Below are 12404 nucleotides of genomic sequence, written 5' to 3'. Positions count from 1 at the left end.
TGAAAGAGGCAGGGGATGAACGATGGAGACTGCAATGAGCAACTACCCGCATCTGCTGGCACCGCTGGATCTCGGCTTCACGACCCTGAAAAACCGGGTGCTGATGGGATCAATGCACACCGGCCTGGAAGAACTGCCTAATGGCCCCGAGCGCATGGCAGCCTTTTATGCCGAACGTGCGGCGGCTGGCGTAGCGCTGATCGTCACTGGCGGTATTGCCCCCAATGAAAAAGGCGTGGTGTACCGCGGTGGTTCCACCCTCAGCCACCCGCAGCAAGTCGATCACCATCGCATCGTTACCGATGCCGTCCATCAGGCCGGTGGCAAAATTGCGCTACAGATCTTGCATGCCGGTCGCTACAGCTATCAACCACAGCCGGTAGCCCCTTCCGCATTGCAAGCGCCGATCAATCCCTTCGCCCCGACAGCGCTCAGCGAAGCGGAGATCGTGCAGACCATCGCCGACTTCGCCCAATGTGCCGCGCTGGCACGACAGGCCGGTTACGACGGCGTTGAAGTCATGGGTTCTGAAGGTTATCTGATCAATCAATTTCTGGTGTCGCGCACCAATCAACGCGATGACCAATGGGGCGGCAGTTTCAGCAACCGTATGCGTTTCGCCGTGGAGATCGTCCGCGCGGTACGCCAGGCGGTCGGCAACGACTTCATTCTGATTTACCGTCTCTCGATGCTCGATCTGGTGGAAGACGGCTCCAGTTGGCAGGAGATAGAGCAGTTGGCGCTGGCGGTTGAACAGGCAGGCGCGACCATTATCAACACCGGTATTGGCTGGCATGAGGCGCGTATTCCAACCATCGCCACCATGGTGCCACGCGCAGGTTTCAGTTGGGTGACCCGTAAGCTGATGGGGAAAGTACGCATCCCACTGATCACCACCAACCGCATCAACGATCCTGCGGTAGCAGAACAGGTATTGGCGGACGGCTGTGCAGACATGGTATCGATGGCCCGCCCGTTCCTGGCGGACGCTGCCTTTGTACAAAAGGCCGCGGAGGGCCGTGCCGACGAGATCAACACCTGTATTGGCTGCAATCAGGCTTGTCTCGACCAGATTTTTGAGGGCAAGCTCACCTCTTGCCTGGTTAATCCGCGCGCCTGCCGCGAAACCGAGATGCCGTTACTCCCGACAGAGAAACCAAAAAAACTGGCGGTCATCGGCGCAGGGCCTGCCGGGCTGGCATTTGCCACCACGGCTGCCAGCCGTGGCCACCGGGTGACGTTATTCGACGCTGCCGATCAGATTGGCGGTCAATTCAATATCGCCAAGCAAATTCCTGGCAAAGAGGAATTCCATGAAACCCTGCGCTACTTCCGCCGCCAACTGACGCTGCTTGAGGTGACGCTGAAACTGGGTACCTGGGTGACGGCAGCCGATCTGGCAGAATTTGACGAAGTGATCCTCGCCTGCGGCATCATACCGCGTACCCCGGACATCCCCGGTATCGATAGCGCCAAAGTGCTGACCTATCTGGACGTGCTGCGCGACAAAAAACCGGTCGGCCAACGGGTCGCGATTATCGGTGCCGGCGGTATCGGCTTTGATACCGCCGAGTACCTCAGCCAGCACGGCGTGTCGAGCAGCCTCGATCAGGCTGAGTTTAATCGTGAATGGGGCATCGACGGTCAGCTTAGCCAACGCGGCGGGCTAGCAGCACAGGGGCCGATCGCCGCGCACGCGGCCCGACAAATTTATCTGCTGCAACGCAAGACTAGCAAAGTCGGTGAAGGCTTGGGGAAAACAACGGGCTGGATCCACCGCACCAGCCTGGCGATGCGCGGTGTAAAAATGCTCAACAGTGTGAATTATCAGCGTATTGATGATGAAGGGCTGCATATCTTGCGCGCCGAGCAGGAAAGCTGCTTGCCGGTAGACACGGTGATTATCTGCGCCGGGCAAGAGCCACGTCGCGAGTTGCAGCAACCGCTGTTGGAAATGGGGAAAAGGGTGCATTTGATTGGCGGAGCGGATGTTGCCGCCGAGCTGGATGCGCGCCGCGCTATCGATCAGGGCACGCGGCTGGCGATGGCACTGTAGTGACAATAAGGGGCGCATTCACTGCGCCCCTTGATCGACTCAGTAACGTGCGCCAGATTTCACCGCTTTCAAGATCACGAACTTCTTGTTTGAGGCTATCAAGGTGCAATTACCGAACAAGCGTTTCAGCTTCTGGTGATAATCCAGATGGCGATTACCGACAATGCGCAGCTCGCCGCCCACCTGCAGGCACCGCTTGGCGTCACAGAACATCTGCCAGGCCGTGTGATCGGTGATCGCATGCTGCTGGTGGAACGGTGGATTACACAGCACCGCACGCACACTTTCACGTTCAATCCCCGCCAGCGAGTTGTTCACTTCAAACTGACAACGATCCATATCCTGCGGCAGGTTGTGCTCCACGTTCCGCTCACTGGAAGCCACCGCCATATAGGACTCATCAGCAAAGGTCACCTGTGCTTGCGGGTTCTGCATCAAGGCAGCCATACCGATGATGCCGTTACCACAGCCGAGATCGATGATATGGCCTTCAAGGTCATGCGGCAGATGATCCAGGAACAGGCGTGCACCAATATCCAGGTTGCTACGTGAGAACACGTTAGCGTGGTTGTGAATGATCCAATCCGTACCGTCCAGCACCCAATTGGTGGTTTCCGGCGTGGCTGGTGGCACGATGTCTGCAACTTCACAGAAGATTAACCGTGCTTTCTTCCAGGCCAGGCTAGTACGCGTCGGGCCAAGCACCTTTTCAAACAGCTGCATGGTCGAGGTGTGTACGTCACGTGCCTTGGCGCCAGCGATAATCACCGTGTCCGGCGCCACCACATTGCGCAACGCACGCAGTTGCTGTTCCAGCAAGGCCAGCGCCTTAGGAATACGGATCAATACCACCGCCGGTGATGCCGGCAGTTCGGCAAGGCTGTCCAACAGCGTAACCTGCTCTGGATCCAGTTCGTTGAGCTTCAGGTTATGGCGCGTTGCCAACTGGCTCATGTACGAATCGCTGATGCTGTATGGCTGATGACGGTGCAACGCACAGGCCAAAGTGCCAAAGTTGTCGTTGAAAATCAGCACCGGACGACCGTCGATGTTCACATTTTCAAGCTGTTGCAGCAGATATTCGTCCGCCGCTTCCCACGCCTGTAATTGGGTGGATTCTTCCTGTTGGGGATAACGTTCCAGCTCAAGTTGCTGTGTTCCCAGATCGAGTTGGCTCATTGCCCCTCCTGACTGATAAAATTTGGGCTGTTTATCCCCTAAAAACGTCCGGCAGTAAAATGTTTTTTCGGATAAATTGCGCATTCCCTCGCATCGCGTAAAACCAATCCCGATTTTCGCTTCTTTAAGCTATAGCATTCATTCCGCTTATTCTGAGTTGAACAATTTTCAACCTGACGTGATGTAACTTTAAATGTTACACTCATTCACCCAATGGAATGGGGAAGGAAATGATTTCATCTTTCCGAGACGGATACCTGGCGCAATTTTATAGGGAGGGTCGGCGCGATCGTTTGATCCCCTCAACCATTGAGCGCCAACTGGCTAGAAAACTCGATATGCTGGCTGCCGCGCAAAAAGAATGTGATTTATATAATCCGACCGGCAATTATTACAAACGTCTGTCCGGCCCCTTTCAAGGCTGGTCTAGTATGCGGGTGAATATTCAATGGCGTTTAATGTTTCAATGGCGCCATGATGCTGCTGAGCAAATTTACCTGGACCCGCACCAAGATACCTAGGCAACGGAGAACATATGTTAGAGACCTCAAGCCGAAAACCCACCACGGTCGGGGAAGTGCTGCAAGAAGAGTATTTAACACCACTGGGTATTGGCCAGGAAGATCTTGCAAGGGTCTTGGGAATCACCCGTGCGACGGTCAATCGCTTATGCAATGGGCATCGCCGCCTTAGCGTTACAGAAGCGAACCTGTTTGCCGACCTGTTCGAAACCACCGCCGATTTCTGGCTAAACCTGCAAGCGGCCCACGACCGTTGGGAAGCCCGACAGGCCAATGTGCAGCGCGAGCGCCTGCGTCCGATCATGGAAATATTGGGGCGTAATATTACCCATGCGTAACATAGAACTGACCTACCTGCAGGGCTACCCTGAACATCTGCAAAGCCAGGTGCAACAGTTGATCGACCAACAACGGTTGGGGGATGTGCTGTTGCAGCGCTATCCGCAGGTGCATGACTGCACCACCGACAAATCGCTTTATCAGTTTACCGTCGATCTGAAAAACCAATACCTGCGCAACGCCCAGCCACTGAGCAAAGTGGCCTACGACGGTAAAATCCAGGTGATGAAACACGCGCTTGGCATGCACACCGCCATTTCTCGCGTACAGGGCGGCAAGCTGAAGGCCAAAGCGGAAATTCGCGTGGCGACGGTATTCAAATTGGCACCGGAGCCGTTTCTACGCATGATCGTCGTGCATGAGCTGGCACACCTGAAAGAGAAGGACCATAACAAAGCTTTCTACAGCCTGTGCTGCCATATGGAACCCAATTACCATCAATTGGAGTTCGATACCCGGCTGTACCTGACTCACCTCTCCGTGTTTGGCGATCTGTATACCTGACGAGCCCCTGTGATACTCTGATTTCTAACGTCTGGGAACTGGAGATATCTATGATTCGCTTTGCTGTTGTTGGCACCAACTGGATTACGGAACGCTTTATCGACGCCGCACACGAAAGTGGCAAACTCACGCTGACCGCTGTCTATTCACGCAAGTTAGAACAGGCCCAGGCGTTTGGTGCCAACTACCACGTCAATGCGTTTTTCGATTCCCTTGAGGCAATGGCCCAGTCAGACGCGATAGATGCAGTTTACATCGCCAGCCCTAACGCCCTGCACTACTCGCAGGCACTGCTGTTCCTTAGCCATAAAAAGCACGTCATTTGCGAAAAGCCGATGGTATCCAACCTGCGCGAAGCCGAAAAGTTGGTGGCCTGCGCCCGCGAGAATCAGGTGGTGCTGTTCGAAGCCTTTAAAAGCGCTCACCTGCCGAATTTCTTGGCGTTACGGCAAGCGCTGCCCAAAATTGGTCGCCTGCGTAAAGCCTATATCAATTACTGCCAATACTCTTCACGCTATCCGCGCTATCTGGCAGGAGAGAACCCGAATACCTTCAATCCGCAGTTTTCCAACGGTTCGATCATGGACATTGGCTATTACTGTTTGGCCAGTGCCGTGGCGCTGTTCGGTGCGCCAAAGTCGGTCATTGCCAGCGCGTGTTTGCTGGACACCGGCGTTGATGCTCTCGGCACAGCTTGCCTCAACTACGGTGATTTCGACGTGACCATCTCTCATTCCAAAGTCAGCAATTCGGACATTCCAAGTGAGATCCAGGGTGAAGATGGCACGTTGGTGATTGAGAAAATCTCGGAGTGCCAGAACGTAGCGCTAACGCCCCGCGGGGGACATCGTCAGGATCTGACCCAGCCACAGCACATTAACACCATGCTGTATGAGGCACAGGTGTTCGCCGATTTGGTGGAGAAGCGGCAGGTAGAGCACCCTGGGTTAGAAAATTCGTTGATTATCGCCAACTTGTTGACCGAAATTCGCCGCCAGACTGGCGTCGTGTTTCCTGCCGATGGAGAATGACATGAAGCCATTATTACTGATGCAAACCGGCGATGCCCCAGACGTTATTCGCCGGGAGAAAGCCAATTTTGACGGCATGTTCCTGCAACAGGGAAACATTGACGCCGATCGTGTGCAGATTGTGCATCTTCCTGCTGGCGAACAACCTTTGCCCCCACAAAACTATTCTGGCGTGGTGATTACCGGTTCACCGGCCATGGTCACTGAACAATTACCCTGGAGCGAGCAGGCTGCCGAGTGGCTACGCCAGGCGATGCTCATTAAGCTGCCTATTTTTGGCGCCTGTTATGGCCACCAACTGCTGGCCTACGCGCTCGGCGGCGAAGTCGGCTACCACCCGCAAGGCATGGAGGTCGGTACGCTGGACATCGAACTGTTGCCCGCCGCCGCCAATGACCGGCGGATGGCAATGTTGCCACCGCGCTTCAAGGCGAACCTGATCCACTCCCAGAGCGTATTAACGCCCCCTGCCGGCGCCGTAGTGCTGGCACGTTCCCAGCAGGATGCTTATCAGATCCTGAGTTATGGCGATCACGTGCTGACGACGCAGTTCCACCCAGAGTTTAACGGCGCAGTGATGCACCAGTATCTGAGCTGGCTCGGCGAGCTGTACCCAGAACAACATGCGGAGTATCAGCTTAAGCAACAGCAGGTTAGCGATACGCCGTTCAGCCGGCTGCTGTTGCAAGGGTTTGTCGTCAGTTTGGGTGCGCAAAAAGCCTTGGCCGGGTAACGCAATAAACGTTGACCGCTGACACATTTTGCATTACTTTCTGCCCTGCAAAGGGGAGTAACTTTTATACCTAATAGATTTCAAGGTGCGGCAAGGCGGCAACCGAAGGAATCCTTAGGAACTTACTTAAGTAAGTGACTGGGGTGACAGAGGGAAGACAACGCAGCAGCGGCTTGAAAGATGAAGGGTATCTTGCCGGTCAATCGTCATTACGGTGCGTAAGCACCCGGTTACCGGGCAACCTGATGTCAGGGCGCACTATCGGTGCACCTTCATCAACGTTGTAAGTGAGACCTTGCCGGAAGGCGAGGTTTGCTTGCAGCGTTCATAAGAGCGGCTAGCGTCTTCCGACGTTGGCCGTTTTTGTTTTTGAAGGATACCTCTGATGATGAATACCGTTGGCACACCTTGGTTATGGGGCAGCTTTGCCGCCATCATAGTTGTGATGCTCGCAATCGACTTACTGCTGCAAGGCCGCAAAGGCGCACACACCATGACGCTAAAGCAGGCCGCCAGTTGGTCGCTGGTGTGGGTCAGCCTGTCTCTGCTGTTCAACCTGGGTTTTTGGTACTACCTGAACCAGACCGCAGGGCGCGCTGTTGCCGATACTCAGGCGCTGGCCTTCCTCACCGGTTATCTGATCGAAAAAGCGTTGGCGGTTGATAACGTCTTCGTCTGGCTGATGCTGTTCAGCTACTTTGCCGTACCAGCCAACCTGCAGCGTCGGGTATTGATTTTCGGCGTACTGGGCGCGATTGTGCTGCGTACTATCATGATTTTTGCCGGTAGCTGGCTGGTAACCCAGTTCCAGTGGTTACTGTATTTGTTCGGCGCTTTCCTGCTGTTCACCGGTATCAAGATGGCGCTGGCGAAGGAAGACGATTCGGCGATTGGCGACAAACCCTTGGTGAAGTGGCTGCGCAGCCACCTGCGTATGACCGATAACCTGGAAGGTGAGCGTTTCTTCGTGCGCCGCAACGGCGTGTTGTTTGCGACACCGCTGGTATTGGTACTGATACTGGTGGAGCTGAGTGACGTGATCTTTGCCGTCGACAGCATCCCGGCAATCTTTGCCGTCACTACGGATCCGTTTATCGTTCTGACTTCTAACCTGTTCGCCATCATGGGGCTGCGTGCTATGTACTTCCTGCTGGCTAACGTGGCAGAACGTTTCTCGATGCTGAAGTACGGCCTGTCGATCATTTTGATGTTTATCGGCGTCAAAATGTTGATTATCGACTTCTTCCATATCCCGATCGGCGTTTCGCTCGGTGTCGTGGCCGGTATCCTGACGCTGACCCTGCTGATCAACGCCTGGGTTAACCGCCGTAACGACCGTTTGGCTAATAATAAAGCACCATAATCTGTTATCCGGGGCGCTAGTCGCCCCGTGATTGTTTGGCAATTCATCCCAAACGCCAAATGTTATTGCGATCACACAAATGTAATCAGAATGTTATCAAGAGTTGATCCGCCCTCAGAATTTCACCGCTGACCCTTTCCAACCCCATCCGTTTACTGAATACTGATTAAGCAAACACACTTGGTTACAGATTCAAATAAAGTTGTCCGGTGGCGTTCCCGCCGAGGTGACAAAGTCTGTACGCAACATCATCGGGAAAAAGCATCATGCAAAAATTACTACAACGGATCGTACAGGGCAGCCTGGTTAAACAAATCATGATCGGCCTGGTGGCCGGCATCATTGTTGCGTTGGTCTCACCGGCAACGGCTTCAGCCGTTGGGCTGCTGGGCGCGCTGTTCGTCGGGGCATTAAAAGCGGTAGCGCCTGTGCTGGTGCTGGTATTGGTTATGGCGTCAATCGCCAACCATAAACACGGCCAGAAGACGAACATCCGTCCGATCCTGTTCCTTTATCTGTTGGGCACCTTCGCTGCCGCGCTGGTGGCGGTTGTCGTCAGCTTTATGTTCCCGTCCAATCTGGCGCTGGTGGCCGGTAATGCGGATATCAACCCGCCGGGCGGTATTATTGAAGTGCTAAAAGGCCTGTTACTGAGCGTGGTTGCCAACCCGTTCCAGGCACTGATTAGCGCCAACTATATCGGCATTCTGGCTTGGGCCGTGGGCCTGGGCCTCGCACTGCGCCACGCTTCCGAAACCACTAAATCGCTGATTAACGATCTGTCACACGCGGTAACCATGGTGGTGCGCGCGGTGATCCGTTGCGCACCGCTCGGCATCTTCGGTCTGGTGGCCTCGACGCTGGCGGATACCGGTTTCGGTGCGCTGTGGGGTTATGCCCAACTGCTGGTGGTGCTGATCGGCTGTATGTTGCTGGTAGCGCTGGTGCTGAACCCGCTGATCGTTTACTGGAAAATTCGCCGTAACCCTTATCCGCTGGTCTTTGCTTGCCTGCGTGAGAGTGGCGTGACCGCGTTCTTCACCCGCAGCTCAGCCGCCAATATTCCCGTGAATATGGAGCTGTGCAAAAAGCTGAATCTGAACGAAGACACCTACTCGGTTTCTATCCCGCTGGGTGCCACTATCAATATGGCCGGTGCGGCAATCACCATTACCGTGCTCACGCTGGCTGCGGTCCACACTCTGGGAATTCCCGTTGATATTCCGACTGCACTGCTGCTGAGCGTTGTCGCTGCCGTCTGTGCCTGTGGTGCTTCCGGCGTGGCCGGCGGTTCGCTGCTGCTGATTCCATTGGCCTGTAACATGTTCGGTATCCCGAACGATGTGGCCATGCAGGTCGTTGCTGTCGGCTTTATTATCGGTGTACTGCAAGACTCCGCCGAAACGGCACTGAACTCCTCTACCGACGTGCTGTTCACTGCTGCGGCCTGCCAGGCAGAAGACCAGCGTTTGGCGGATGAAGACCCACTGAGAGTGCGTTAATTCCTGATACGATTGTACAAGGCGCCCGTTATCGGGCGCTTTTTTTCGGCGCCAGCAAAGCAGATACCGCAGCTTTACAATGTCACCCCGCTTTTAAAAATCGCTAATTCACGAAAGTCATTCACTTCGTTACACGTCGCCTGACCATTGGCGATCGCCACGATGAGATCGACAAATGCCTCCAGTAGGCTGTCCATTGATGTCCCGTGGATCAACTTGCCGGCATCAAAGTCGATCCAGTGGGGCTTCTTCGCCGCCAGTTCGCTGTTAGTGGCCAACTTAACCGTAGGAACAAAGCCACCATAGGGCGTACCACGCCCGGTACTGAACAACACCATGTGACAGCCCGCCCCCGCCAACGCACTGGTCGCCACCGCATCATTGCCGGGGGCACTCAGCAAGTTTAAGCCAGGTTGCCGCAATCGCTCGCCATACTTGAGTACATCCACGACCTGACTCTGCCCCGCTTTCTGCGTGCAACCAAGGGACTTCTCCTCCAGCGTGGTGATACCACCCGCTTTGTTGCCCGGTGAGGGATTTTCATAAATGGGCTGATTATGAGCGATAAAATACTGTTTAAAATCGTTAACCATGCTGACGGTCTTTTCGAAGGTTGCCCGATCGCGGCACCGGCTCATCAAGATCCGCTCGGCACCAAACATCTCTGGTACTTCTGTCAGCACCGTTGTGCCACCGTTAGCGATCAGGTAATCGGAAAAACGGCCCAGCAACGGATTGGCAGTGATGCCTGATAAACCGTCCGAACCACCGCATTCCAGGCCAAACTTCAACTCACTCAGTTTACCTGGCTGCCGGCGATCATCGCGCATCACCTGATACAACGCATGTAGCTGCTCGAGGCCCGCTTCCACCTCGTCATCCTGTTGTTGGCACACCATAAAGCGCACCCGCGATTCATCGATTGCACCCAGCGTACTGCGAAAAACATCTACCTGATTGTTTTCACACCCGAGTCCAATCACCAACACCGCGCCCGCGTTTGGGTGTCGCACCATATTTTGCAGCATGGTTCGGGTATTGTCGTGATCCTGCCCCAGTTGCGAACAGCCAAACGGGTGGCTGAACAGATGCACGCCATCGATCCCCGCCGCATTTTGGGTTTCCTTTAAAAAACGCTGTTGGATCTGCCGGGCAATACCGTTAACACAGCCAACGGTCGGCACAATCCACAACTCGTTGCGGATCCCGACCTCTCCGCTGCTACGACGATAAAGATGTACCTTTCGGTCTGCTGACTGCGGGGGCAGTGATGGAAAAGCAGGTTGGTACAGATAACTGTCCAGATCGCTCAGATTGGTTTTGGCATTTTGTGAGTGGATATGCTCACCGGGTGCGATAGCGTCCAATGCATGCCCGATCGGCAAACCGTATTTGGTGATCGCCTCACCGGCCGCTATGGGTTTCAGCGCAAACTTGTGTCCGCGAACCACCGCTTGCGACAGCACAATGTCCTGAGCCTCTACACGCAGCGTTTCGCCTGCGGCCAGGTCACGCAGTGCCACCGCGACATTGTCCAGTGAATGAATTTTTACCGTGCTTTGCATAATCCCGCCTTGGGCAACCGCTATGCCAGTTCAATGGCAAAATAGTTTTTGGCATTGTCGAAGCAGATATTTCTCACCATCTGACCTAGCAGCGTGATGTCCGCCGGGGCTTCCCCCTCTTCCACCCAACGACCGATCATCTGGCACAGGATGCGACGGAAGTATTCATGGCGGGTATAAGACAAGAAACTGCGACTGTCGGTCAGCATGCCGACAAAACGGCTCAATAACCCCAGTTGCGCCAACTGTGTCATCTGCCGCTGCATACCGTCTTTCTGATCGTTGAACCACCAACCGGAACCAAACTGCATTTTGCCCGGCGTGCCTTCTCCCTGGAAGTTACCGACCATGGTGCCGATCACCTCGTTGTCGCGCGGATTGAGGCAGTACAGGATCGTTTTCGGTAACCCACCTTGACGCGCCTGGGCGTCCAGCAAGCGTGAAAGCGGCTCCGCCAGCGGCCGATCGTTAATCGAGTCGAAGCCGATATCCGGTCCCCGGCTTGCCAGCATGCGGCTGTTATTATTACGCAAAGCACCAATATGGTATTGCTGCACCCATTCACGGCGTTGATATTCAGCAGCCAGGAACACCAGCACGGCGCTTTTAAACTGGGCGCTTTGCTCCGGTGTCGGCAGTTTGCCACTCAGACGTGCCGCTAAAATAGCGTCTAATGTCGCTTCGTCCGCTTCGCCATACACCACCACATCCAGCGCATGGTCAGCCACCTTGCAGCCGTGGGCAGCAAAGTGATCCATACGCTTTTTCAATGCGTCACACAGGGCACTGAAACGACCAATATTGATATCCGCCGCCGCTTCCAGCTTTTGCAGGTAATCATTGAAACCCGGCGCATCAATATTGAACGCCTTATCCGGTCGCCAGCTTGGCAATACTTTGATATCGAAACTGCCATCGGCGGCAATGGCTTTGTGGTGGCGCAGATCGTCGATGGGATCATCTGTCGTGCCGACCATTTTCACGTTCATTTGCTGCATGATGCCACGCGCCCTGAAATCATCCTGCGCCAGTAACGCATTACCGCGCTGCCAGATATCGTCCGCCGTCGTCGGGGAAAGTAACGTTCCTGTGATACCGAACGGGCGGCGCAGCTCCAGGTGTGTCCAGTGGTATAGCGGGTTACCGATGGTGTGAGGCACAGTGGCGGCCCAAGCGTCGAATTTCTCACGATCGCTGGCATCCCCGGTACACAACCGTTCCGCTACGCCGTTAGTGCGCATCGCGCGCCATTTGTAGTGATCGCCTTTTAGCCAGATCTCATACAAATTATTGAAACGGGTATTCTCGGCAATCTGTTCCGGGGGTAAATGACAGTGATAGTCAAAGATCGGCTGGTCCGCAGCATAATCATGATACAAACGCCGGGAGAATTCGGTATCTAACAGAAAATCTTCACTTAAAAACGTCGCCATATCTGGCTCCTCACCTTGCTTGTCGTTCTGCGACTCTGTTCAATTCGACAAAGTTATCACACCAATTTAACCGAGCGTCCAGCAAAATATCACTCTGCGTAGCGACTAGGCCCTCTTCAAAAGGCCATTAACCGGCATTTTTGCGGCAAAAAACGGCACAAATCGCATAATTATCCCG

The 12404-nt window shown here is 54.6% G+C and carries 11 protein-coding genes; 8 read left to right on the top strand and 3 right to left on the bottom strand.

The annotated features are described in order from the left end of the window. Nucleotides 1-34: 34 nt before the first annotated feature. Nucleotides 35-2056, top strand: coding sequence for an oxidoreductase (locus AC2FC2_RS08545; protein WP_404760511.1), 2022 nt, complete (start codon nt 35-37; stop codon nt 2054-2056). Nucleotides 2057-2095: 39 nt separating this feature from the next. Here AC2FC2_RS08545 and rlmG read toward each other — a convergent pair whose 3' ends face one another. After that, nucleotides 2096-3235 carry a 23S rRNA (guanine(1835)-N(2))-methyltransferase RlmG gene (rlmG, locus tag AC2FC2_RS08540; protein ID WP_265555916.1) on the bottom strand — a complete coding sequence of 380 codons (1140 nt, stop codon included), beginning with the start codon at nt 3233-3235 and terminating at the stop codon, nt 2096-2098. 230 nt (nt 3236-3465) lie between these two features. On the opposite strand from rlmG, the gene AC2FC2_RS08535 reads away from it, so the two are divergent. From AC2FC2_RS08535 to sstT, 7 genes are all read left to right on the top strand, one after another. Next, nucleotides 3466-3756: a type II toxin-antitoxin system RelE/ParE family toxin gene (locus AC2FC2_RS08535; RefSeq protein ID WP_209637217.1), complete on the top strand. Its 291-nt coding sequence runs from the start codon at nt 3466-3468 to the stop codon at nt 3754-3756. 14 nt (nt 3757-3770) lie between these two features. Continuing rightward, nucleotides 3771-4094, top strand: coding sequence for a HigA family addiction module antitoxin (locus AC2FC2_RS08530; RefSeq protein ID WP_490659070.1), 324 nt, complete (start codon nt 3771-3773; stop codon nt 4092-4094). After that, nucleotides 4087-4599, top strand: a complete 513-nt coding sequence (locus AC2FC2_RS08525; protein ID WP_209637213.1) for a M48 metallopeptidase family protein — start codon at nt 4087-4089, stop codon at nt 4597-4599. The genes AC2FC2_RS08530 and AC2FC2_RS08525 overlap by 8 nt, the downstream gene beginning before the upstream one ends. A gap of 50 nt (nt 4600-4649) precedes the next feature. Beyond that, the gene (locus AC2FC2_RS08520; RefSeq protein WP_404760513.1) at nt 4650-5630 is read left to right on the top strand and encodes a Gfo/Idh/MocA family protein; all 981 of its coding nucleotides are present in this window, start codon (nt 4650-4652) and stop codon (nt 5628-5630) included. 1 nt (nt 5631) lies between these two features. Beyond that, entirely contained in the window at nt 5632-6363 is a 732-nt protein-coding gene (locus AC2FC2_RS08515) for a glutamine amidotransferase (RefSeq protein WP_490307895.1), read from the top strand. 385 nt (nt 6364-6748) lie between these two features. Continuing rightward, the gene (locus AC2FC2_RS08510; RefSeq protein WP_280921279.1) at nt 6749-7726 is read left to right on the top strand and encodes a TerC family protein; all 978 of its coding nucleotides are present in this window, start codon (nt 6749-6751) and stop codon (nt 7724-7726) included. Between the two features lie 266 nt (nt 7727-7992). Beyond that, nucleotides 7993-9228 (top strand): serine/threonine transporter SstT, encoded by a 1236-nt coding sequence (gene sstT / locus AC2FC2_RS08505; RefSeq protein WP_209637206.1) that lies wholly within the window; start codon nt 7993-7995, stop codon nt 9226-9228. 74 nt (nt 9229-9302) lie between these two features. On the opposite strand, the gene AC2FC2_RS08500 is transcribed toward sstT, so the two are convergent. Both AC2FC2_RS08500 and uxaC read right to left on the bottom strand, forming a co-directional pair. Further along, complete coding sequence (locus tag AC2FC2_RS08500; RefSeq protein WP_265555912.1) at nt 9303-10793, bottom strand: UxaA family hydrolase; 1491 nt, start codon at nt 10791-10793, stop codon at nt 9303-9305. 20 nt (nt 10794-10813) lie between these two features. Then, nucleotides 10814-12226 (bottom strand): glucuronate isomerase, encoded by a 1413-nt coding sequence (gene uxaC, locus AC2FC2_RS08495; protein WP_209637202.1) that lies wholly within the window; start codon nt 12224-12226, stop codon nt 10814-10816. Nucleotides 12227-12404: the final 178 nt, after the last annotated feature.

The organism is Serratia sp. CoH_122_TC_1 (assembly GCF_058191755.1).
Note: the sequence above shows the minus strand (reverse complement) of the source record. Positions and strands in the feature narration are given on the sequence as shown.